The organism is Kosakonia sp. (genome assembly GCF_032104925.1).
In the GTDB taxonomy this organism is placed as follows: domain Bacteria; phylum Pseudomonadota; class Gammaproteobacteria; order Enterobacterales; family Enterobacteriaceae; genus Kosakonia.
On sequence record NZ_DAMCGF010000015.1, the window covers coordinates 54089 to 77989 of the forward strand.

Consider the following 23901-nt stretch of genomic DNA (forward strand, 5'->3'; position numbering starts at 1 on the left):
TGCATGTTTAGGGCGTTAAAAAACCCCCGATGTTGCCATCGGAGGTTTCAGGTTTCGTCACGGCAGAAAGTTAGTTACCGCCGAACATCTCTTTGATCCAGCCTGCGACACCATCGCTTTTCTGCTCCTGCTGCGGTGGCTGTTGAGGCTGCTGCTGCGCGGGTTGCTGCGGCTGCTGGGACTGATCAAACGGGTTGCCGGTTTGCGGCTGCACCTGGTTTTGCTGGCACAGCGTTTCCGGGCTGGTCGTCCAGACCGGAAGCTGGCGCACACCGCCACCGCCGCAAACGAAATTCCCCATGTCATCAACACCCATATTGGTGATGTCTTCCGGCGGCGTCAGATCCAGCGGGATCGGCGACTGGTTTTCCAGATAACGCTGGTAAATCGCCATCGCGCCGCTGGCACCATACAGCTTCGTCGGCTGGTTATTATCGCGACCAACCCAGGTAATGGTCACTTCGCGCCCGTCGATACCCGCAAACCAGGTATCGACGTTGTTGTTGGTCGTACCGGTTTTACCCGCCAGATGCAGGCCCGGATACTTCGCGCCAAGCTGACGACCAGTGCCGCGCTGGACAACCTGCTGCATCGTCCACAGCGTCATGTACGCCGCCTGCGCCGGTACGGCACGTTCGGCCTGCGGGAAGCTCTGATACAGCACCGTGCCATCTTCAGCAATCACCGAACGCAGCGCGGAAAGTGGTGCGCGGTTACCGCCGCTGGCGATGGTCTGGAAAGCCTGCGCCACTTCAATTGGCGTCAGGTTCAGCGCACCAAGCAGCATAGACGGCATGCCGGTCAGTTGATCTTTCGGCGCGCCGAGTTTCTGCCAGGTGTCCGTCACCGCAGGCAACCCTACCGCCATCCCGAGGTTCACTGTCGGTACGTTCATCGACCGGGTCAGCGCATCGACCAGCATCACCTGGCCGCTAAAACGACGGTCATCGTTCTGCGGTGCCCACACCTGGCCGTTAGACAAGCGCAGTGAAATCGGCGCATCGGCAATCCAGGTATTCAGGCGATAGATGTTCGGCTGGCTTAGCGCCGTCAGGTAGGTTGCCGGTTTCGCCAGCGAACCAATGGAGCGGCGCGCCTGCATCGCACGGTTATAACCCGCGAATTGCGGCGTCGCACCGCCGACCATCGCGCGCACTTCACCGGTGTAGCGGTCGACCACCACCATTGCCGTTTCAAGATCGGTCAGCTTGCGCTGCTTGATCAGCAGCGGAATACCTTCCACGGCGGCTTTTTCGGCGGCGTCCTGCGCCACGGAATCAAAAGTAGTGAAGATCTTCACGCCGGAGAGATCTTTCACTTTATCACCGAGCTTCGCTTGCAACTCCTGACGCACCATCTGCATAAACGCTGGCTGCGGTGAAATCACCCCGCCGCGCGGCTGCACGCCGAGCGGACGCGCGCTCAGCATGTCATACAGCTCCTGGTCGATAACGTTCTGCTGTTGCAGCAAGCGCAGCACCAGGTTACGACGCTCCAGCGCCAGTTTCGGGTTACGCCATGGGTTATAGATTGACGCACCTTTAACCATCCCCACCAGCAATGCCTGCTGATCAAGGCTCAACTCTTCCACCGGGCGGCCAAAATAGTAGAGGCTCGCCAGCGGGAAACCGCGGATCTCGTTGTCGCCGCTCTGACCGAGGTACACCTCGTTCATATACAGCTCAAGAATACGATCTTTGCTGTAGCGGGCATCCATAATCAGCGCCATATAGGCTTCGTTGGCTTTACGCCAGTAGGAGCGCTCGCTGCTGAGGAACAGGTTTTTCACCAGCTGCTGCGTCAGCGTACTCGCCCCCTGCACGGTGCGTCCGGCGGTCAGGTTCGCCAGCACCGCACGGCCAATGGAGTAAAAGCTGATGCCGTCGTGCTCGTAAAAGTGGCGGTCTTCGGTCGCCAGCAGCGTATCCACCAGCAGATCCGGGAAACCGTTACGCGGCACAAACAGGCGCTGCTCGCCATTAGGCGAAGAGAGCATGGTGATCAGGCGTGGATCGAGGCGGAAGAAACCGAACTGGCGGTTGCTGTCCATATTCTCGATGGTTTCCAGACGAGAGCCGTCAAAAGTCAGACGCGCACGCACCTGCCCTTCTTTACTGTCCGGGAAATCAAACGGACGGCGGATCATCTCAATGCTTTTCGCCTGCACGGTAAACTCGCCGGGACGGGTCATCTTCGTCACCTGGCGGTACTGAGTAGCTTCCAGCAGTTTCACCATCTCGTTTTTACTGATTGCCATATCCGGTTCGAGGTTGACCATACGGCCATATACCGCGGCAGGCAGTTGCCAGACTTTTCCGTCGATACGGGCACGGATTTTTTGATCCAGATACACGCCATAAATGGCGCACAACACGGCCAGAACGATGGCAATTTTTAACAGCAGCCAGAACCAGCCGCGTTTGCCGCGTGGCTTCTTGCCTTTGCCTCTTCCTTTTTTCGGCATCGGTTCCTCGTCTTCATCGTCATCTTCATACTCGTCGTACTCCTCTTCCCGAAGTCGACGACGGCTGATTTTCTCTTTCGCCGGACGCGCAGGTTTACCCTTGCGTCCAATTGGCTCGCGGTCATTCCCCGCCATGCTTTACTCTCCGCAACTTTCAGGCGCAAGGGCCTGATTCTCAACTCTTCCGCACCGGGGCAGAAGAAGAAATCTCTCAATTTATCGCACGGTTCGATGGCGAAAAGCCCATCCCTGTTACGAATACTTTTTAGTGCGCCGCGTCGGTGCCGTATTGGCCGGATCGTCCGGCCAGACATGCTTCGGGTAGCGCCCTTTCATCTCTTTTTGCACTTCGCGATACGCGCCTGCCCAAAACGCGCTTAAATCACGGGTGATTTGCAGCGGACGTTGCGCAGGGGAAAGCAGTTCCAGCACCAGCGCCACACGCCCTTGCGCGATGACAGGCGTTGTCGCTTCGCCAAACATCTCTTGCATGCGCACCGCCAACGCCGGCGGGTTATCTTCGTGATAACGAATCGCTATCCGGCTTCCCGTCGGCACAGTGTAATGCGCAGGCAGCTCACTATCCAGACGTTGACGTAATGACCACGGCATCGCATTTTGTAACGCCTGGCTTAAATCGAGCGCTTTCAGCTCACGCAGCGAACGAATACCGCTCATTTGCGGCAATAACCACTGCTCAAGGTTCTCCAGCAACGAAGCCTCATCGACCGCTGGCCAGTCCACTTCCGGCAGCCACTTCGCCGCACAATGCAGACGCAAACGCAGTTGCTCGGCGTCCGGCGTCCAGTTCAGCACGCGCAAGCCTTTATCACGGATACCGTTCAGCATTGCCCGATGCAACTCCTCTTCGGAGGGTTTCGCCAGCGGTTGTACTTTTAATGTCAATTGGCCTATCTGGCTGCGGCGAAAGGCTTTTAACGTGCCCTGCGCCTCGTCCCACTCAACCGTGTCGGACTGCTGCAATAAATGTGGGCAGCGGGTGACAAGCGCGTCGATATCCAGCGGCAGCGCCAGCAAAATCCGCGCATCCGGTGATGCGCTACCCTGCAACAGCAGAGGTGCTATCAGCCATTCGTGACGATTGAGCGCATCATCGACGTCCAGCGTTGCGCCCATGCCGTTCGCCAGTTGATAGCGACCTTCCTGTCCGCGCCGGCGGGCAATGCGATCGGCAAAGGCGCTTGCCAGCAACGGCGCAAGTACGGTGTTGTCCGGCTCGCCATCGCTGCTTTTCAGGCGGCGGGCCAGCTGGCGCGCGCGCTGCTGCCAGTTCGGCTGGTTGCGTGAAAACGCCGCGCTCAAGTCACTGTTTGCGCCGCGTGGTGGCTCTTCCAGAATCGCCGCCAGCTTCGCCGCCGTGGCAATTTCATCGCGACCATTTGCCGCCGCCAGCATCGCAGCCAGGCGCGGCTCGTTACCGAGCGCCGCCATGCGCTGCCCAAACGGCGTCAGTCGCCCGTCCTCAAGCGCCTGCAACTGGCTGAGCAGCTTGCGCGCCGCCGCGAGATTCACCGCTGGCGGCAGATCCAGCCATTTGAGCTGGGCAGGCTCCTGGCATCCCCACTGGATTAATTCCATTAACAGTCCGGATAAATCACTACTCACTATTTCAGGGCTGCTCTGCGCCGCCGCGCGTTCCGCCTGCTCTTTACTCAGTAAATGCACACAAATGCCAGGTTCAAGACGACCGGCACGTCCGGCACGCTGCGTCATCGAAGCAACACTAATGCGCTGCGTCACCAGCCGTGTTAAACCGCTGCGGGCATCAAACCGCGCGACGCGCTCCTGGGCGCTATCCACCACCAGGCGAATGCCTTCAATGGTCAAACTGGTTTCGGCGATATTAGTCGCTAGCACTACTTTTCGCTGCCCGACGGGCGCGGGCAAAATGGCTTTGCGCTGCTCATTGAGCGGCAGCGCACCATAGAGCGGGCAGAGGAGAACATCGCTGCCGACGCGGGAAGCCAGTTGCTCCTGCACACGCTGGATTTCCCCGACGCCCGGTAAAAACAGCAGCAGCGAACCGGGTTCATTACGCAGTAATTCAGCGGTCGCCTGGGCGACGGCTTCATCAAAACGAAGATGAGAAGGCAACGGTTGATAACGCTGCTCAACGGGGTACGCCCGCCCTTCAGACACAATGGTCGGGGCCTCAGGCAACAACGCCTGCAAACGGGCATTATCGAGCGTTGCCGACATCACCAGCAGTTTGAGGTCATCGCGCAGCCCTTGCTGCACGTCTAACAGCAATGCCAGGGCAAGATCCGCTTGCAGGCTGCGCTCGTGAAACTCATCGAGGATCACCAGTCCCACACCGCTGAGTTCCGGATCTTGCTGCACCAGCCGCGTTAAAATGCCTTCCGTCACGACTTCGAGCCGGGTATTTGGCCCCACGCAGGTTTCCGCACGCATCCGGTAACCCACGGTTTCGCCTGGCTTTTCATCCAGCAGCTCCGCCAGCCGCTGTGCCACATTGCGCGCCGCCAGCCGACGCGGCTCAAGCAGCAAAATACGGCCAGTAATGTCGCCTTGTTGCAGCAGCTGCAACGGCAACCAGGTCGATTTCCCTGCGCCGGTGGGTGCGCTTAACAGCACCTGTGGCGCGGTGCGCAGGGCAGAAAGAATGTCGGGCAGAACGGCGGCGACTGGCAGTGAGGACACAAAAGCTCCGGAGGGTTAACATAAGCCGGCCAGCAGTATAACATCGCCGTAAACCTTTGACCTCGAGCCCGCCATGTCTGAACCAAAAAGGCTGTTTTTCGCCCTTGAACTCCCTGCGGATATTCAGACGCAGGTGGTGCAATGGCGTGCGCAACAGTTCCCGCCGGATGCGGGGCGGCCGATTGCAGCGGCGAATCTGCATCTGACGCTGGCGTTTCTCGGCGAAATCAGCGCGGAAAAACAGCGCGCACTGGAAGCGCTGGCCGGCCGGATACGCCAGCCCGGTTTCACGCTCACGCTGGATGATGCCGGGCAATGGCTGCGTTCGCGTGTCGTCTGGCTCGGTTCACGCCAGCCGCCGCGAGGGTTGCTGCAACTGGCGGATATGCTCCGCGCCCAGGCGTCCCGCAGCGGATGTTACCAAAGCCCGCAGCCGTTTCACCCGCACATTACGCTACTGCGCGACGCCAGCCACGCTGTCACGATCCCACCGCCGGGTTTTCGCTGGTCGTTTCCGGTGACGGCGTTTGCATTGTATGAATCACAATTTATCCAGGGTCGAACCCGCTACACGCCGTTGCATCGCTGGACGCTTAAAAAATAAGGATTTTCCATGGATTTTTCCCCGCCGCTTAAATCCGCCACGCTGATTCAGCGTTATAAACGCTTTCTTGCGGATGTGATCACGCCTGAAGGGGAAACCCTCACGCTGCATTGCCCGAATACCGGTGCGATGACCGGTTGCGCGACGCCAGGCGACACGGTCTGGTATTCCACGTCGAATAATCCTAAGCGTAAATATGCCCATACGTGGGAATTATCCCAAACCCAACAGGGGGCATTTATTTGCGTCAATACTCAGCGGGCAAATATGCTGACAAAAGAAGCAATACTTGCTGACCAGGTGCCTGAACTCAGCGGATATAGCGCGCTGAAAAGCGAAGTAAAATATGGTGCGGAAGGTAGCAGAATTGATTTTCTGTTACAGGCGGATGACCGGCGCAACTGCTATATTGAAGTGAAATCGGTCACGCTCGCCGAGCAGCAGTCAGGCTACTTCCCGGATGCCGTCACCCTGCGTGGGCAGAAGCATTTACGGGAATTAATGAGCGTCGCGGCCAACGGCGATCGCGCGGTAATTCTGTTTGCCGTTCTGCACTCCGCCGTTGAACATTTTTCTCCGGCACGCCATATTGACGAGGAATACGCACGATTATTGAATGAGGCACAACACCGGGGGGTAGAAGTTATCGCTTATAAAGCGGAACTTTCTGCCGATAATATCACTCTTAAGTTGCCACTACCTTTTACGGTATAAAGGCAAGCTTTTGACGAGTAAGTGATTTGGTCGCGTGCGCAAATACGCTTTTCTTCACAGGGTTGTCAAGTGTTACGTTTAGATATTTGCCATCCGTAAAAGCATCTGCTATTTATAGCGGCCTGATTTTTCCCCCACACGGGGATCGATAGTGCGTGTTAAGGAGAAGCAACATGCAAGAAGGGCAAAACCGTAAAACATCGTCCCTGAGTATTCTCGCCATCGCTGGGGTGGAGCCGTATCAAGAGAAACCGGGCGAAGAGTATATGAACGAAGCCCAGCTGGCGCACTTCAAGCGTATTCTTGAAGCATGGCGTAATCAACTTAGGGATGAAGTCGATCGCACCGTCACGCACATGCAGGACGAAGCAGCTAACTTCCCCGATCCGGTCGACCGTGCCGCGCAGGAAGAAGAGTTCAGCCTCGAACTGCGTAACCGTGATCGCGAGCGCAAGTTGATTAAAAAGATCGAGAAGACGCTGAAAAAAGTGGAAGACGAAGATTTCGGCTTCTGCGAATCCTGTGGCGTTGAAATTGGTATCCGTCGTCTGGAAGCACGTCCGACTGCCGACCTGTGCATCGACTGCAAAACCCTGGCGGAAATCCGCGAAAAACAGATGGCGGGTTAATCCCCTGACGTCTTCAACGGCGCACCGCTAAGGCGTGGTGCGCCCTATACGGCGGGATCGATTCCCGCCTATATTTTTGCCAGCGACATGCCTGAATCACACTATATTGGGCGCTTTGCGCCATCCCCATCCGGTGAACTGCATTTTGGTTCGTTAATTGCTGCTCTCGGCAGCTATCTGCAAGCCCGCGCCAGCCAAGGCACCTGGCTTGTTCGCATCGAAGATATCGATCCCCCCAGAGAAGTTCCCGGCGCGGCAAACACCATTCTTCGCCAGCTTGAGCATTATGGTCTGCACTGGGACGGCGATGTGCTATGGCAATCCCGTCGCCATGACGCCTACCGCGAGGCGCTCGCCACCTTACAACGCAAAGGCCTGAGCTATTTTTGTACCTGCACGCGCGCCCGCATCCACAGCATCGGTGGCACCTACGACGGGCATTGCCGGACATTACAAAATGGCCCGCAAAACGCCGCCGTACGGCTGGTACAGCAGCATCCGGTGCTGCACTTCGACGATAAATTACGCGGGCGCATCACCGCCGACGAAAAACTGGCGCGGGAAGATTTTATTATTCACCGCCGCGACGGGCTGTTTGCCTACAATCTCGCGGTGGTGGTCGATGACCATTTTCAGGGCGTCACAGAAATTGTGCGCGGCGCGGATCTGATAGAACCCACGGTGCGGCAAATCTCCCTTTATAACCAGTTTGGCTGGCCGGTGCCGACGTATGTTCATTTGCCGCTGGCGCTCAACGAGCAGGGAAATAAGCTTTCCAAGCAAAACCACGCCCCCGCGTTGCCTGAAGGCGATCCGCGCCCGGTAATAATCAGGGCTTTACAATTTTTGAACCAGGATGTAACAAATGAGTGGCAGGATCTGCGCATCGACGCGCTGCTGCAAAAAGCGGTGGAAAACTGGACGCTTTGCCGTGTGCCAGATGCCGTGGATGCGAATACAGCATTCTCAAACGGCTCGCGCTGAGCTATGATTAGCCGCTATTTTTTTGTCCTGACGTTTGACACTACCGAGGTGTACTATTTTTACCCGAGTCGCTAATTTTTGCCGCAAGGTGCTAAGCCGCGAAGAGAGCATGGTCGTTGAGGCTATGGCCCAACCGCAGATGACGGTTATTCCGCGTGAGCAGCACGCTATTTCCCGCAAAGATATCAGTGAAAATGCGCTCAAGGTGCTCTATCGTCTGAATAAAGCGGGCTACGACGCTTACCTGGTAGGCGGCGGCGTGCGCGATTTATTGCTGGGCAAAAAACCAAAAGATTTTGACGTGACCACCAGCGCAACGCCGGACCAGGTGCGTAAACTGTTCCGCAACTGCCGCCTGGTCGGCCGCCGTTTCCGCCTTGCACATGTGATGTTCGGGCCGGAAATTATCGAAGTCGCCACCTTCCGTGGTCATCACGACGAACAACAAACCGATCGCACCATCTCCCAGCGCGGGCAGAATGGCATGCTGCTGCGTGACAACATTTTCGGTTCCATCGAAGAAGATGCCCAGCGCCGCGACTTCACCATCAACAGCCTTTATTACAGCGTTGCTGATTTCACCGTGCGTGATTACGTCGGCGGTATGCGTGACCTGGAAGAGGGTGTGATTCGCCTGATTGGTAACCCGGAAACCCGCTATCGCGAAGATCCGGTGCGCATGCTGCGCGCGGTGCGCTTTGCCGCCAAGCTCAATATGCGTATCAGCGAAGAGACCGCCGAGCCGATCCCGCGCCTGGCAACGCTGATTAACGATGTTCCTCCTGCGCGCCTGTTTGAGGAATCGCTGAAACTGCTGCAGGCCGGTTACGGTTACGAAACCTACCGTTTACTGCGTGAATATGGTCTGTTCCAGCCGCTGTTCCCCAGCATCACCCGCTACTTCACCGAAAAAGGCGACAGCCCGATGGAGCGGATTATTGACCAGGTGCTGAAGAATACCGACAACCGCATTCGCAACGACATGCGCGTCAATCCGGCGTTTTTGTTTGCTGCGATGTTCTGGTATCCGCTGCTGGAAAACGCCCAGCGCATTACCCAGGAAGGCGGTCTGGCCTATTATGACGCTTTCGCGCTGGCGATGAACGACGTGCTGGATGAAGCGTGCCGTTCACTGGCGATCCCAAAACGCATCACCACGCTGATCCGTGATATCTGGCAGTTGCAATTGCGGATGTCCCGTCGCCAGGGCAAGCGCTCATGGAAACTGATGGAACACCCGAAATTCCGCGCGGCCTATGATTTACTGGCGCTGCGCGCCGAAGCCGAAAATAACGGCGAGCTGCAACGTCTGGCGAAATGGTGGGGTGAATTCCAGGTTTCCGCACCGCCAGCCCAGAAAGATATGCTCAATGATTTAGGCGATGAACCGGCAGAACGCCGTCGCCACCGCCGCCCGCGCAAACGCACGCCGCGCCGCGAAGGTAGCGCATGACCCTCGCGTATATCGCGCTCGGTAGCAACCTGGCGTCACCGCTCGACCAGGTTAACGCCGCGATGACCGCCCTCGGAGAGATCCCACAAAGCCGCATCGTGGCGGTCTCTTCGTTATATCGCACTCCCCCGCTTGGCCCGCCGGATCAACCGGACTATCTCAACGCCGCCGTGGCGCTGGAAACCGACCTTACGCCAGAAACGCTGCTCGATCACACGCAACGCATTGAACTCCAGCAAGGCCGCGTACGTAAAGCAGAACGCTGGGGACCGCGCACGCTCGATCTCGATATCATGCTGTTCGGCAATCTTACCCTGAATACCGAACGCCTGACGGTGCCGCACTACGACATGAAAAACCGTGGCTTTATGTTGTGGCCACTGTTTGAAATTGCGCCCGATCTGCACTTCCCGGACGGCACATCGTTGCAGGAAATTCTTGCGAACCTGAACGCGCCGAAACCCGACGCCTGGTAATTTCCCGCTTTCGTCACGCCCCGCGCTCACCGCTTGCCTAAAATCATTGCCCACCTGATGGTTGCTGCTAGAATGCGCCAGAATCGCTTTCGACTATCAGGAAACGCTATGAAACCCACCACGATCTCCTGGCTGCACAAGTGCAAGCAGGAAAAGAGACGCTTCGCCACTATCACCGCATACGACTACAGCTTCGCGAAACTGTTTGCCGAAGAAGGGATTAACGTGATGCTGGTTGGTGATTCGTTAGGGATGACGGTACAAGGTCACGACTCCACTCTGCCGGTAACGGTTGCCGATATCGCTTATCACACCCAGGCTGTTCGCCGTGGCGCACCGGCCTGCCTGCTGCTCGCCGATCTGCCGTTTATGGCCTACGCCACGCCGGAGCAGGCGTTTGACAACTCCGCCGAGGTCATGCGCGCAGGTGCCAATATGGTGAAAATCGAAGGCGGTCGCTGGCTGGCGCCGACGGTGAAAATGCTGACCGAGCGCGCCGTGCCGGTGTGCGGCCACCTGGGTTTGACGCCGCAGTCTGTTAATATTTTCGGCGGTTATAAAGTTCAGGGGCGCGGCGACGCGGCACAAGGGCTGCTTGACGATGCGCTGGCGCTGGAAGCCGCTGGCGCGCAACTGCTAGTGCTGGAGTGTATTCCGGTCGAGCTGGCGCAGCGCATCACGTCGGCGTTAACCATTCCGGTAATTGGTATTGGCGCAGGCAATGTCACCGACGGCCAGATTCTGGTGATGCATGACGCGTTCGGCATTACCGGCGGGCATATCCCGAAATTCGCGAAAAATTTCCTCAATGAAGCAGGCGACATGCGCGCAGCGGTCAGGCAGTATGTTGCCGACGTCGAATCCGGAGCCTATCCGGGTGAAGAACATAGTTTCCATTAAGGAGCCTTACTGTGTTGATTATTGAAACCCTCCCGCTGCTGCGCCAGCACATCCGCAGGCTGCATCAGGAAGGTAAGCGTATTGCGCTGGTGCCAACGATGGGCAACCTGCACGATGGCCATATGAAGCTGGTCGACGAAGCGAAAGCCCGCGCCGATGTGGTGGTTGTGAGTATTTTCGTTAACCCAATGCAGTTCGACCGCCCGGATGATTTAGTGCGCTACCCACGCACCCTGCAGGAAGATTGCGAGAAGCTGAACAAGCGCAAAGTCGATCTTGTTTTCGCCCCCGCACCAGCAGATATCTACCCGCAGGGCACCGACACTCAAACGTATGTTGATGTGCCGGGTATCTCCACCATGCTGGAAGGCGCAAGCCGTCCTGGCCATTTCCGTGGCGTGTCGACTATCGTCAGTAAGCTGTTCAACCTGGTACAACCGGATATCGCCTGTTTTGGCGAGAAGGATTACCAGCAGTTGCAGTTGATCCGCAAAATGGTGGCCGACATGGGCTACGACATTGAGATTGTCGGCGTGCCGACCGTGCGCGCAAAAGATGGCCTCGCGCTGAGTTCGCGTAATGGCTATCTCACTGCCGAACAGCGCAAAATTGCCCCGGCGCTCAGCAAAGTGATGAATTCGATTGCCGATAAACTGCTGGCAGGCGAGCGCAATGAAGAAGAACTGATTGCCATTGCCGGGCAGGAGATCAACGACGCGGGTCTGCGCGCCGATGATATTCAGATCCGCGATGCAGATACGCTGCTGGCGCTGTCTGAGGACAGTAAACGCGCGGTGATTTTGATGGCGGCATGGCTTGGTCAGGCGCGGCTTATCGACAACAAAGTCGTTGAGTTAGCCCGCTAGACAGGGCGAAAAAATCGGGCAATACTCCACTCCTGGCTTGCCCTTACGCCCGCCAGGACGTGGCGCGAGCACACGAGGGATTCGCAGGGAGCCGCCCTCCATTTTCAGGTTAATTATCAGTAATGAAGGTTTAACTTATGATTCGCACGATGCTGCAAGGCAAGCTCCACCGCGTCAAAGTGACGCAGGCCGACCTGCACTACGAAGGTTCCTGCGCGATTGACCAGGATTTCCTTGAGGCGGCCGGTATTCTGGAATACGAAGCCATCGATATTTATAACGTGACCAACGGCAAACGCTTTTCTACCTACGCGATTGCCGGCGAGCGCGGCTCACGCATTATCTCGGTTAACGGCGCGGCAGCGCACTGCGCGGATGTCGGCGATATCCTGATTATCGCCAGCTACGTCACCGTGCCGGATGAAGTTGCCCGTAGCTGGCAGCCGAAAGTGGCCTATTTTGATGGCGACAATGAGATGAAACGCACCGCGAAAGCCGTGCCGGTTCAGGTTGCCTGATGTCCTACCCCTGCGGCTGATTACTGATCAGCCGCGACATTGTCTCCAGCGAATCCGTTCTCAGTACGTACAGCCTTTTCAGTAAAAACGGGTTATCTCCCGGTTTCACCTTGCCACGCACCGTGGTCACCGCCAGATGAAAACCGGCGTCATTCGCCGCTTTCACCGCTTTGTCGTCATACGCGCCAAAGGGATAGGCAAGGTAAAGCACATGCGGGTTGAACTGCGCCAGCGCGCGGCGCGAGCGTTTAAAATCGAACAGAATATTGTGATAGTTGCGGCTGAGCAAAATCGGGTGCATGGCATCATCAACCCGGTGCAGGAAATGGGTATGTGACTGCACATCGAACACATCCTGAATCTGATTCAGCTCCGACACGCTCATAAACTGCAGGAATTTCGGATCCCACGGCTGCGGCTTGAGCTTAATACGTGACGAAATGATAAACGCTGTCGCTTTAAAACCGTACTCTCGCAGGATCGGATAAGCGTAACGGCTGACCGATTTCAGCCCATCATCAAAGGTGATCACCACCGAACGCGCGGGCAAATTCATGCGGTTACGCACATAACCTTCCAGCTGGTACATCGACAACGTGGTGTAACCCTGATCGCGCAGCCAGGTCATCTGGTTGGTAAAAGCACGCACCGAGGTGGTGGTCGAGGTGTGGCGAAAGCGGGTATTTTCTTCATCGCGCAAGATGTGATGATAAGTCAGCACCGGAATGCCGCTATCTTCTTGCGCATCCAGGCTGCTGATCCACGCCAGCCGGTTGCCGATGCGGATCTGAAACCAGGTCTGGTTCAGGCGGTCTTTCAGCTTATCGATTATCGGGTAACGCAGGTTTTCCGCCAGCGTGCCAACCTGTTTACTGGTGATATCCGGCGACGTATAGAGCGGCGTATCCTGCCAGGTGATCAGGTTTTGATTACTGAGCGGCTTATTCAGATCGCCCAGCGTATCTTCTACCCGCTCATTACCTGACACCGTGCCAAGATGGCCTCTGTCGATAAACCCGCTGCCGAAACCAAAGCGAAACGCGTAATAATCTTCCGCCCCCGGCACCACCGCCAGGATCTGACCGGCGCGAATATTGCCGACGGTAACGACTCTATCCCCCACCTGCGCCCAGATATTGGCATCTTCGGTGGTTTGCATATAGCGCGCGGGAATGCGTTGTTCACTGACAATACTGGCAGATGCGTTCAAGGCAACCAGCAACAGTAAAAGGGTAATCAAACGAGACATGAGACGGACCGAATAGAAAAACTGCACCTATTGTAGCAACAGAACGGGAGAAACCAACGGCAATGAGCAGGCTAAAAAACAGCCTAATCCTGAGGATTGGCTCTCTTCCAGTGAAGAGAGCCGTTGCAAACGGGATCAGCTACGCAGCCCGCGTCCGCGGTTGATCAGATACCAGCACAGCAGGTAAAAGACGATGATAAACACCACTAAAACCCCCACGGTGGTAAACAGCGGCACATCGGAAATGCCGAGGAAACCAAAGCGGAAGCCGCTAATCATGTACACGATCGGGTTGAGGTGCGACAGCGCCTGCCAGAACGGCGGCAGCAGCGTCAGGGAGTAAAACACCCCGCCCAGATAAGTCAGCGGCGTCAACACAAAGGTCGGGATCAGGCTGATGTCATCAAAGGTTTTGGCAAATACCGCATTCAACAGCCCGGCCAGTGAAAACAGCACCGCCGTCAGCAGCAGCGTCAGGCCAACAAACAGCCATGAATGTACCTGAAACGGCACGAAAAACAGCGAAACCGCCGTGACCAGGATGCCCACACACAGCCCGCGCGCCACACCGCCGCCAACATATCCGGCGATAATGACATGCGTCGGCACCGGTGCCACCAGCAGCTCCTCAATATTGCGCTGGAACTTGGCGCTAAAGAATGACGACGCCACGTTGGCATACGCGTTGGTGATCACCGCCATCATGATCAAGCCCGGCACGATAAACTGCATGTAGGTAAAGCCGTGCATTTCACCGATACGCGAACCGATCAGGTTGCCGAAAATAATAAAGTAGAGCGTCATGGTGATCACCGGCGGCACCAGTGTTTGCACCCAAATGCGCATAAAACGCTGGATCTCTTTGTACCAGATACTCTTCAGCGCCACCCAGAACAGCTGCATCATGCGCTTTCTCCTTTTCTGTCATGAACCAGCGTGACAAACAGCTCTTCGAGACGGTTGGCTTTGTTACGCATACTCAATACCTGTACACCCTGCGCGCTAAGCTGGCTGAACACGCTGTTCACGCCCTGCTCACGCAGCACTTCCACCTCAAGCGTGGACGTATCCACCAGCCGGTATTGATACCCTTCCAGCTTCGGCAGCGGGCTTTTCGGCGCTAAATCGAGAATAAAAGTTTCCGATTTCAGCTTCGACAGCAGCGCTTTCATCGAGGTGTTTTCAATCAGATCGCCACGCTGAATGATGCCGATGTTGCGACACAGCATCTCGGCTTCTTCCAGGTAGTGCGTCGTCAGAATGATGGTGGTGCCTTTGTCATTGAGATCTTTCAAAAAGCCCCACATTGAGCGGCGCAGTTCGATATCGACACCCGCGGTTGGCTCGTCGAGGATCAGCAGTTTTGGCTCGTGCATCAGCGCGCGGGCAATCATCAGACGGCGCTTCATACCACCGGAAAGCATCCGCGCACGTTCGTTGCGTTTTTCCCACAGATCAAGCTGAGTCAGGTACTTTTCGCTACGTACGAGGGCTTCTTTACGATCGACGCCGTAGTAACCTGCCTGGTTAACCACTATCTGTTGCACGGTTTCAAACGGGTTAAAGTTGAACTCCTGCGGCACCAGCCCCAGTTGGCGCTTCGCGTTCACCACGTCTTTTTCGAGGTCGTAACCAAAGACGCTAACGCGCCCGGAAGATTTATTTACCAGCGAGCTGATAATGCCAATGGTGGTGGATTTGCCGGCACCATTTGGTCCGAGAAGCGCATAGAAATCGCCCGCTTCTACTTGTAAATCAATGCCGCGCAGCGCCTGAACGCCGCCCGGATAGGTTTTTTTAAGCTGCTCAAGCTCCAGTGCAATGGTCATGAATTATCACTTACCTGTTTTCTCACACTCGATGTGTGGTTTAAAAAGACGGAGAGTTCACCTATATTAGCGCAACGCACTTATCTGGTTACAGGTCGTTAACCTCCATGAAAGACATAGATACACTCATCAGCAACAATGCACTATGGTCAAAAATGCTGGTGGAAGAAGATCCTGGATTTTTCGAAACACTGGCGCAAGCACAGAAGCCGCGCTTTCTCTGGATTGGATGCTCCGACTCACGCGTACCCGCAGAACGTCTTACCGGGCTCGAACCGGGTGAACTGTTTGTACACCGTAATGTTGCAAACCTGGTTATCCATACCGATCTGAACTGCCTCTCCGTAGTGCAGTACGCGGTGGATGTGCTGGAAGTTGAGCACATTATCATCTGCGGTCACTACGGTTGCGGCGGCGTGCAAGCGGCGGTTGAAAACCCGGAACTGGGCCTAATCAACAACTGGCTGCTGCACATTCGCGATATCTGGTTTAAACATAGCTCGCTGCTGGGCGAAATGCCGCCGGAGCGTCGTCTCGACACGCTGTGCGAACTGAACGTGATGGAACAGGTCTACAACCTGGGCCATTCAACCATCATGCAATCCGCGTGGAAACGTGGCCAGAAAGTGACCATTCACGGCTGGGCCTACGGCATTCACGATGGTCTGCTGCGCGATCTGGACGTCACCGCCACTAACCGCGAGTCGCTGGAACAGCGCTATCGTCAGGGCGTGTCAAACCTGAGTCAGAAGCACAGCAACCACAAATAACAATCGGGGCCATTATTGGCCCCGTTTTTTTTACTCGTCCAGCATCACCACTTTGCCGACATACGGCAAATGGCGATAACGCTGCGCGTAATCAATACCGTAACCCACCACAAACTCGTCCGGGATAGCAAAACCGACGAATTCGACCGGCACATCCACTTCACGACGCGACGGTTTATCCAGCAGGGTACAAATCGCCAGTGATTTTGGCTCGCGCAGGCGCAGGATCTCGCGCACTTTCGACAGCGTGTTACCCGAATCGATAATGTCTTCCACGATCAGAACATCTTTGCCACGAATATCTTCGTCGAGATCTTTGAGGATTTTCACATCGCGGGTGGTGGACATGCCGCTGCCGTAGCTGGAGGCGGTCATAAAGTCGACTTCGTGCGACACCTGCACTTCACGGCACAGGTCAGCCATAAACATAAACGAGCCGCGCAGCAGCCCAACCAGCACCATTTCGCTGCCGCTATCTTTATAACGCTCAGTGATTTGACGACCCAGCTCAGCGATACGCGCTTTGATCTCCGCTTCCGGGATCATCACTTCAACAGTGTGTTTCATTTTACTAACCATATGATTTAAAGAGTAAATCACTCAATACCGGTGCTTAAACCAGTGATTGAAACGCAAGGTGCGCAGTATACCAGCAAAAAGATTGTTGCGGGTTATTCCGCTACAAAGCTCATTTTGTGATGACGGTCACACTTGTTAACTCCTATAATTACTTGCTATCAAAATATTAACAAATCAACGGATGTGTTTTATGGCGGAAACAAAAACTCAACGGTCGCGGCTGCTTGTCACGCTGACGACGCTCTTTGCAGCCTTCTGCGGGCTGTATCTTTTAATCGGTGGGGTCTGGCTCGTCAGCATTGGCGGTTCCTGGTACTACCCCATCGCCGGTCTGGTCATGCTCGGCGTGACATGGCTGTTGTGGAAAGGGAAGCGCGCCGCGCTGTGGCTGTATGCCGCCCTGCTGCTGGCAACCATGATTTGGGGCGTGTGGGAAGTCGGTTTCGACTTCTGGGCGCTGACGCCGCGTAGCGATATCCTCGTCTTCTTCGGCATCTGGCTGATTCTGCCGTTCGTCTGGCGGCGGTTGATTGTGCCTTCCAGCGGTGCGGTAGCCGCGCTGGTGGTGGCACTGTTAATTAGCGGTGGCATTCTCACCTGGGCGGGTTTTAACGATCCGCAAGAAGTTCACGGCACCCTGAGCGCCGATGCCACACCGGCAGCGCCGATTTCACAGGTGGCCGATGGCGACTGGCCAGCCTATGGGCGTAACCAGGAAGGCCAGCGCTACTCTCCGCTGAAACAGATCAATGCCGATAACGTGAAAAACCTGAAGGAAGCCTGGGTGTTCCGCACCGGCGACCTGAAAATGCCAAACGATCCCGGTGAAATAACCAACGAAGTGACGCCAATTAAAGTGGGCGACACGCTGTTTCTGTGTACCGCGCACCAGCGTTTGTTTGCGATTGATGCCGCCACCGGCAAAGAGAAGTGGCATTTCGATCCGCAGTTGAACACCAATACTTCGTTCCAGCATGTGACCTGCCGCGGTGTTTCTTACCATGAAGCGCGCGCCGATAACGCCAGCCCGGATGTCGTTGCTGACTGCCCGCGCCGCATTATTCTGCCGGTGAACGATGGTCGTCTGTTTGCGCTGAATGCGGATAACGGCAAGCTGTGCGAAACCTTTGCCAACAAAGGGATCCTGAATCTGCAGACTAATATGCCGGATACCACGCCGGGTCTGTATGAGCCAACGTCTCCGCCGATCATCACCGATAAAACCATCGTGATTGCCGGTTCGGTAACGGATAACTTCTCCACCCGTGAAACCTCCGGTGTTATCCGTGGTTTCGACGTGAATACCGGTAAACTGCTGTGGGCCTTCGATCCGGGCGCGAAAGATCCGAACGCGATCCCCTCGGATGAACACACCTTCACCTTTAACTCGCCGAACTCGTGGGCGCCTGCGGCTTATGACGCGAAACTGGATTTAGTCTATCTGCCGATGGGCGTCACCACCCCGGATATCTGGGGCGGCAACCGCACACCGGAGCAGGAGCGCTACGCCAGCTCGATCGTCGCGCTGAACGCCACCACCGGTAAGCTCGCCTGGAGCTATCAGACCGTACACCACGATCTGTGGGATATGGATATGCCGTCCCAGCCGACGCTGGCGGACATTACCGTGAACGGCAAAACCGTACCGGTTATTTATGCGCCGGCGAAAACCGGTAACATTTTCGTCCTCGATCGTACCAACGGTAAGCTGGTGGTTCCGGCACCGGAAAAACCGGTTCCGCAAGGCGCGGCAAAAGGCGACTACGTAGCCAAAACCCAGCCCTTCTCCGAGCTGAGTTTCCGCCCGACGAAAAACCTGAGCGGCGCGGATATGTGGGGCGCCACCATGTTCGACCAACTGGTGTGCCGCGTGATGTTCCACCAGATGCGCTATGAAGGTATCTTCACGCCGCCATCTGAGCAGGGCACGCTGGTATTCCCGGGTAACCTGGGAATGTTCGAATGGGGCGGTATCTCCGTTGATCCAAACCGTCAGGTGGCGATTGCCAACCCAATGGCGCTGCCGTTTGTGTCAAAACTGATCCCGCGCGGTCCAGGCAACCCGATGGAGCCGCCGAAAGATGCGAAAGGTACCGGTTCGGAATCTGGTATTCAGCCGCAGTATGGCGTGCCGTTTGGCGTGACGCTGAACCCGTTCCTCTCGCCGTTCGGCCTGCCTTGTAAACAACCGGCCTGGGGTTACATTTCCGCACTGGATCTGAAAACCAACCAGGTGGTATGGAAAAAACGTATTGGTACACCGCAAGACAGCATGCCGTTCCCGATGCCGGTTCCGGTGCCGTTCAATATGGGGATGCCGATGCTCGGCGGCCCAATTTCCACCGCCGGTAATGTGCTGTTTATCGCCGCGACCGCAGATAACTACCTGCGCGCTTATAACATGAGCAACGGTGAGAAACTGTGGCAAGGCCGTTTGCCGGCTGGTGGCCAGGCGACACCGATGACTTATGAGGTTAATGGCAAGCAGTACGTGGTCATTTCCGCAGGCGGTCACGGTTCGTTCGGTACCAAAATGGGCGATTACATTGTCGCTTATGCGCTGCCGGATGACGCAAAGTAATCTCTCTTCTCCCTGACCGGAAGTCGTTATAAAAAATCCCCTCTGCCATCTGGCATGAGGGGATTTTCTTTTCTGCGACCGCCTGCCGCCGGAGTAAAGCGGAAAGTGAAGCGCTAAACCGTAAAGCCTAACATCATCCCGGTATCTTCATGCTCCAGCAGATGGCAGTGCGCCATATAGGCAAATTCTTTCGGCGCATCATGCTGGAAACGGACTAATACTTCGCTGCGCGCGCCATACACTTCAACCGTATCTTTCCAGCCTGCGCGATGCGCCGCTGGCGGTTTGCCATTTTCCGACAGAATGCGGAACTGCGTGCCGTGAATATGGAACGGGTGCAACATCATGTCGCCCTCGCCGGAGATCACCCAGCGCTCATATTGCCCTTTCCGCGCGGCAAATTGTGGTGTCGCCATATCAAAGGCTTTGCCGTTGATGCGGTTGGCGTTATGGAAATCAAAACCGTTGCCGCCGTGGTTCATCTGGCCGCTACCCATTTGCATGTTACCCATTTGACTATGGTCCATCTGACCATTATCCATTTGCATCTTGCCCATCTGGCTATGGTCCATCTGACCATTATCCATTTGCATCTTGCCCATCTGGCTATGGTTCATCTGGCCATGACCCATTTGCATATTACCCATCTGCCCGTGGCCCATCATCCCGGCCATCGCGCTATCGCCATACTTCTGCTGTAGCGCCTGCATACCCATCATGTCGAGCATCGGATCCATCGACAGTTGCAAGGTGCGCTGCGTTAATCCTTCAAGCGCGGGTAAACCCGGCAGTGTCGCCAGCGTATCCGGTAACGTGCCGGAAGCGGTCACCTGTAATGGCTGGATGCGCAGCACCGGTTGCGGCTGGTCAAACGGCGCAACGGTCATTCCCATCTGCTGAACCGGTAAGGTCAGCAGATCAAATGGCTTACCATTGCCGGTATCGACCAATACTTCAAAGCGCTCGCCCATCAGCACCGGTAACTCGCTCACTTTCACCGGCTCCCCAAGCAAACCACCGTCGCTTGCTACCACATACAACGGCCGTTGATCGCTGGTGGCAAACTTCAGTGAACGCGCATTGCAGCCGTTCAACAATCGCAAGCGCAGCCAGCCGCGCGGGGCGGAATGTTGCGGGTAAATGGCACCGTTGGTGAGCAGCGTATCGCCAAACCAGCCAACGGCTGCGCTCATCACATCCAGTTGGTAATCAATCTGGCCGTTGGCGGCGAATTTTTTGTCCTGCACGATGACCGGTACATCATCAATGCCCCACTGTTGCGGCAGGCGCAACTTACGGCTGTTTTCATCCTCAATCAGCACCAGCCCTGCTAACCCCATCGCCACTTGTCGACCAGTTTTGCCGTGTTGATGCGGGTGGAACCAACATGTCGCCGCCTGCTGTGTCGGGGTAAAGGTCACGGTTCGGCTACCACCGGGTTTAATAATGCCTTGCGGCCCGCCATCGACTTCGCCCGGCACCTCAACGCCGTGCCAGTGCACGGTGGTCTCTTCGGCCAGCGTATTGCGGATCTCAACGGTGACCTCACGCCCCTGACGGAGCTGAAGCGCCGGGCCTAACAGCGCACCGTTGTATCCCCAGGTAGCGGCGCGTTTATTGCCAAACAGGGTTTCACCTGCCTGCACCGTTAACGCAATACGGTTTTGCGCGTCGGCGGCGAGTAACGGTGGTACAGGCAATGCGGGGCGCTCAGCGGCGAACAGCGAACGGCTCCATAACGGCAGCGCGCTCATCACCCCCAGCGCAGCGGAATATTTCAAGAAATCTCGGCGTTGCATGGGCATTTCCTTATCGATTGCAGGTCATCTTTTGAGCTTAAACCCTCCCCCTGCCGGAAGGTCAAGAAAAGAGACAATAATAAATATCGTCGCCATATCCGGACTGTGCTAACGTTTAAATTCCGTTACGCCGTGGTAGAAATAATGAAGACGTTTTTCAGAACAATTGTCCTGGGCAGCTTGCTGGCTGTCTCCGCCAACAGTTATGCACTGAGTGAATCCGAAGCTGAAGACATGGCCGATCTCACGGCAGTGTTTGTATTTTTGAAAAACGACTGCGGTTATAACAACTTACCGAATGGGCAGATCCGCCGCGCACTGGTTTTTTTCGCCCAGCAAAACCAGTGGGATCTCAGCAACTATGACACGTGGGACATGAAATCGCTTGGTGAAGAGAGTTACCGCGATCTGAGCGGTATTGGCATTCCGACCGCGAAAAAATGTAAAGCCCTCGCCCGCGACTCCCTGAGCCTGCTTGCCTACGTCAAATAACGGTGAACTTTTGACCGTGCATCGCTAATCAGAGTTAGCTATGATGTTGCGCCCGTTTTTAGCGGGTGTTAACAGAGGAGCTACCGATGGCCGATAACAACGTATGGCAAGAGACGCTGCACGACCATTTTGGTCAATACTTTGCCGTTGATAAGGTGCTGTATCACGAAAAGACCGATCATCAGGATCTGATTATTTTCGAGAACGCCGCTTTTGGCCGCGTTATGGCGCTGGATGGCGTGGTGCAAACCACCGAACGTGACGAATTTATCTATCACGAAATGATGACCCATGTTCCGCTGCTGGCACACGGCCACGCGAAACACGTGCTGATCATCGGCGGCGGCGACGGCGCGATGCTGCGCGAAGTCAGCCGCCATAAAAATATTGAAACCATCACCATGGTAGAAATCGACGCTGGCGTCGTCTCTTTCTGCCGCCAGTATCTGCCAAAGCACAATGCAGGCGCCTATGACGATCCGCGTTTTACGCTGGTGATCGACGACGGCGTGAATTTTGTTACTCACACTGACCAGACGTTTGACGTGATTATCTCGGACTGTACCGATCCTATCGGGCCAGGCGAGAGCTTGTTTACCTCTGCGTTTTATGAAGGCTGCAAACGCTGCCTGACCCCTGGCGGGATCTTCGTCGCGCAGAACGGCGTCAGCTTCTTACAGCAAGATGAAGCGGTCGACAGCTACCGCAAGCTCGGCCACTATTTCAGCGATGTCGGCTTCTATCAGGCGGCGGTGCCAACCTATTACGGCGGCATTATGACGTTCGCCTGGGCCACGGATAACGAGGCACTGCGCCATCTCTCCACCGAGATTATTGCCGCTCGTTTCCGCAACGCCAATCTCACCTGCCGCTACTACAACCCGGCGATTCATACGGCAGCCTTTGCCCTGCCGCAATATTTACATGATGCACTGGCTGCACAGTAACACTAAGGGGGTGATAAAAATTGAAAAAGCTTAAACTACATGGCTTTAACAACCTGACCAAAAGCCTGAGTTTTTGTATCTACGACATTTGCTACGCCAAAACCGCAGAAGAGCGTGATGGCTATATTGCCTATATCGATGAACTCTACAACGCCAACCGTTTGACGGAGATCCTCACGGAAACCTGTAACATCATTGGCGCCAACATTCTGAACATTGCCCGCCAGGATTACGAGCCGCAGGGCGCGAGCGTAACCATTCTGGTCAGTGAAGAGCCTGTCGACCCGCAGCTTATCGACAAAACCGAGCACCCGGGCCCGCTGCCGGAAGCCGTCGTCGCGCATCTGGATAAAAGCCATATCTGCGTACACACCTATCCGGAAAGCCATCCGGAAGGTGGTTTGTGCACCTTCCGCGCGGATATTGAAGTCTCAACCTGCGGCGTGATTTCACCGCTGAAAGCGCTGAATTACCTGATCCACCAGCTCGAATCCGATATCGTCACCGTCGACTACCGCGTGCGCGGCTTTACCCGCGATATCAACGGCATGAAACACTTTATCGATCATGAGATTAATTCGATTCAGAACTTTATGTCGGATGATATGAAATCGCTGTATGACATGGTGGACGTCAACGTGTATCAGGAAAATATCTTCCATACCAAGATGTTGCTTAAAGAGTTCGACCTTAAGCACTACATGTTTCATACCAGACCGGAAGATTTGACGCCGCAAGAACGTAAAGAGATCACCGAAGCGCTGTGGAAAGAGATGCGCGAGATCTACTACGGCCGCAACATTCCGGCCGTGTAACGCACCAGGGGCGCAAGGACGCGCCCTGATTAACGCTGCTGGAGGAACTGCCGGTAAGCCGCCACCACCTGAAGAAAATCCTCAACGCCACACAGCGACAGGCTCTCTTCGTCGTAGTAACTCATTCCCTCTTCCATTTCATCGCCGGAAAATTCCAGCTGGTTCGCGCGGATCATCACCTCTTCGCCATCCAGCCACAGCGTATATTCATGACCCGCGCGTTGCCAGGTACGTTCGCTGCCTTTCACCGTTTTCGCCGCCTGCTCCACTTCATCGAGCAGCGCCAGGTTCTCTTTCACTTCTTCATTGAACCAGTGCCCCACCACTTCGTGGCCCATCGACATGCGCACCTTTACCACTCCGGTGATATCACGCAAGAATTCGTAATCCATATTCGCTTCCTCATGCAGGCCAGATAGCCGCCTATGCTGTAATTATCGCAGCACAATACAAGAAAAAAAGCGCAGCGGCCGGAAGCGAGGAAAAATAACCGCTCAGGCGTGGAGAAAATAAGCGCGGCAGGCGTTTTAGCGACGGGAATAACAACAGG

Annotated in this window: 22 protein-coding genes; 14 read left to right on the plus strand and 8 right to left on the minus strand. The window is 55.7% G+C overall.

What is annotated here, in order from left to right:
* Positions 1–70 precede the first annotated feature (70 nt).
* Together mrcB and hrpB are read right to left on the minus strand one after the other, a co-directional pair.
* A complete protein-coding gene (gene mrcB, locus RT644_RS21500; RefSeq protein ID WP_017457976.1) occupies positions 71–2599 on the minus strand; it encodes a bifunctional glycosyl transferase/transpeptidase in 2529 nt (842 codons plus the stop codon).
* 117 nt (positions 2600–2716) lie between these two features.
* Positions 2717–5146, minus strand: coding sequence for an ATP-dependent helicase HrpB (gene hrpB / locus RT644_RS21505; RefSeq protein ID WP_313628035.1), 2430 nt, complete (start codon positions 5144–5146; stop codon positions 2717–2719).
* A gap of 73 nt (positions 5147–5219) precedes the next feature.
* On the opposite strand from hrpB, the gene thpR reads away from it, so the two are divergent.
* From thpR to panD, 9 genes are all read left to right on the plus strand, one after another.
* A complete protein-coding gene (gene thpR, locus RT644_RS21510; protein ID WP_017457974.1) occupies positions 5220–5750 on the plus strand; it encodes an RNA 2',3'-cyclic phosphodiesterase in 531 nt (176 codons plus the stop codon).
* 9 nt (positions 5751–5759) lie between these two features.
* Positions 5760–6464 (plus strand): DNA/RNA nuclease SfsA, encoded by a 705-nt coding sequence (gene sfsA / locus RT644_RS21515; RefSeq protein WP_020456588.1) that lies wholly within the window; start codon positions 5760–5762, stop codon positions 6462–6464.
* Between the two features lie 173 nt (positions 6465–6637).
* Positions 6638–7093, plus strand: coding sequence for an RNA polymerase-binding protein DksA (gene dksA / locus RT644_RS21520; RefSeq protein WP_007373199.1), 456 nt, complete (start codon positions 6638–6640; stop codon positions 7091–7093).
* Between the two features lie 87 nt (positions 7094–7180).
* Positions 7181–8077, plus strand: a complete 897-nt coding sequence (gluQRS, locus tag RT644_RS21525) for a tRNA glutamyl-Q(34) synthetase GluQRS (protein ID WP_313628037.1) — start codon at positions 7181–7183, stop codon at positions 8075–8077.
* A 55-nt stretch (positions 8078–8132) separates the two neighbouring features.
* Entirely contained in the window at positions 8133–9530 is a 1398-nt protein-coding gene (gene pcnB, locus RT644_RS21530; RefSeq protein WP_238328404.1) for a polynucleotide adenylyltransferase PcnB, read from the plus strand.
* On the plus strand, positions 9527–10006 hold the full coding sequence (folK, locus tag RT644_RS21535) for a 2-amino-4-hydroxy-6-hydroxymethyldihydropteridine diphosphokinase (protein ID WP_097406992.1): 480 nt from the start codon (positions 9527–9529) through the stop codon (positions 10004–10006). Before pcnB ends, folK begins: the two co-directional genes overlap by 4 nt.
* Before the next feature lie 108 nt (positions 10007–10114).
* Positions 10115–10906: a 3-methyl-2-oxobutanoate hydroxymethyltransferase gene (panB, locus tag RT644_RS21540; protein ID WP_313628039.1), complete on the plus strand. Its 792-nt coding sequence runs from the start codon at positions 10115–10117 to the stop codon at positions 10904–10906.
* Positions 10907–10917: 11 nt separating this feature from the next.
* Positions 10918–11772 (plus strand): pantoate--beta-alanine ligase, encoded by an 855-nt coding sequence (gene panC / locus RT644_RS21545; RefSeq protein ID WP_097406990.1) that lies wholly within the window; start codon positions 10918–10920, stop codon positions 11770–11772.
* Positions 11773–11909: 137 nt separating this feature from the next.
* Complete coding sequence (gene panD / locus RT644_RS21550) at positions 11910–12290, plus strand: aspartate 1-decarboxylase (RefSeq protein ID WP_020456583.1); 381 nt, start codon at positions 11910–11912, stop codon at positions 12288–12290.
* 4 nt (positions 12291–12294) lie between these two features.
* Here the strand turns inward: panD and RT644_RS21555 are convergent, their stop codons facing one another.
* From RT644_RS21555 to RT644_RS21565, 3 genes are all read right to left on the minus strand, one after another.
* Positions 12295–13539, minus strand: a complete 1245-nt coding sequence (locus tag RT644_RS21555) for a polysaccharide deacetylase family protein (protein ID WP_020456582.1) — start codon at positions 13537–13539, stop codon at positions 12295–12297.
* A 135-nt stretch (positions 13540–13674) separates the two neighbouring features.
* The gene (locus RT644_RS21560; RefSeq protein ID WP_017457966.1) at positions 13675–14445 is read right to left on the minus strand and encodes an ABC transporter permease; all 771 of its coding nucleotides are present in this window, start codon (positions 14443–14445) and stop codon (positions 13675–13677) included.
* The gene (locus RT644_RS21565; protein ID WP_020456581.1) at positions 14442–15368 is read right to left on the minus strand and encodes an ABC transporter ATP-binding protein; all 927 of its coding nucleotides are present in this window, start codon (positions 15366–15368) and stop codon (positions 14442–14444) included. Before RT644_RS21565 ends, RT644_RS21560 begins: the two co-directional genes overlap by 4 nt.
* A gap of 107 nt (positions 15369–15475) precedes the next feature.
* Here RT644_RS21565 and can point away from each other — a divergent pair, with 107 nt between their 5' ends.
* Positions 15476–16138 (plus strand): carbonate dehydratase, encoded by a 663-nt coding sequence (gene can / locus RT644_RS21570; protein ID WP_044489565.1) that lies wholly within the window; start codon positions 15476–15478, stop codon positions 16136–16138.
* Between the two features lie 30 nt (positions 16139–16168).
* On the opposite strand, the gene hpt is transcribed toward can, so the two are convergent.
* Entirely contained in the window at positions 16169–16705 is a 537-nt protein-coding gene (gene hpt, locus RT644_RS21575) for a hypoxanthine phosphoribosyltransferase (RefSeq protein ID WP_017457963.1), read from the minus strand.
* Between the two features lie 202 nt (positions 16706–16907).
* On the opposite strand from hpt, the gene RT644_RS21580 reads away from it, so the two are divergent.
* Complete coding sequence (locus RT644_RS21580) at positions 16908–19298, plus strand: glucose/quinate/shikimate family membrane-bound PQQ-dependent dehydrogenase (protein ID WP_045511963.1); 2391 nt, start codon at positions 16908–16910, stop codon at positions 19296–19298.
* 113 nt (positions 19299–19411) lie between these two features.
* Here the strand turns inward: RT644_RS21580 and cueO are convergent, their stop codons facing one another.
* Positions 19412–21097, minus strand: a complete 1686-nt coding sequence (gene cueO, locus RT644_RS21585; protein WP_313628045.1) for a multicopper oxidase CueO — start codon at positions 21095–21097, stop codon at positions 19412–19414.
* A 144-nt stretch (positions 21098–21241) separates the two neighbouring features.
* On the opposite strand from cueO, the gene RT644_RS21590 reads away from it, so the two are divergent.
* From RT644_RS21590 to speD, 3 genes are all read left to right on the plus strand, one after another.
* Positions 21242–21589, plus strand: coding sequence for a YacC family pilotin-like protein (locus RT644_RS21590; RefSeq protein ID WP_020456577.1), 348 nt, complete (start codon positions 21242–21244; stop codon positions 21587–21589).
* A gap of 86 nt (positions 21590–21675) precedes the next feature.
* The gene (gene speE / locus RT644_RS21595) at positions 21676–22536 is read left to right on the plus strand and encodes a polyamine aminopropyltransferase (protein WP_020456576.1); all 861 of its coding nucleotides are present in this window, start codon (positions 21676–21678) and stop codon (positions 22534–22536) included.
* A 20-nt stretch (positions 22537–22556) separates the two neighbouring features.
* The gene (speD, locus tag RT644_RS21600; RefSeq protein ID WP_020456575.1) at positions 22557–23351 is read left to right on the plus strand and encodes an adenosylmethionine decarboxylase; all 795 of its coding nucleotides are present in this window, start codon (positions 22557–22559) and stop codon (positions 23349–23351) included.
* Positions 23352–23380: 29 nt separating this feature from the next.
* On the opposite strand, the gene yacL is transcribed toward speD, so the two are convergent.
* Complete coding sequence (yacL, locus tag RT644_RS21605) at positions 23381–23743, minus strand: protein YacL (protein ID WP_020456574.1); 363 nt, start codon at positions 23741–23743, stop codon at positions 23381–23383.
* Between the last annotated feature and the right edge of the window lie 158 nt (positions 23744–23901).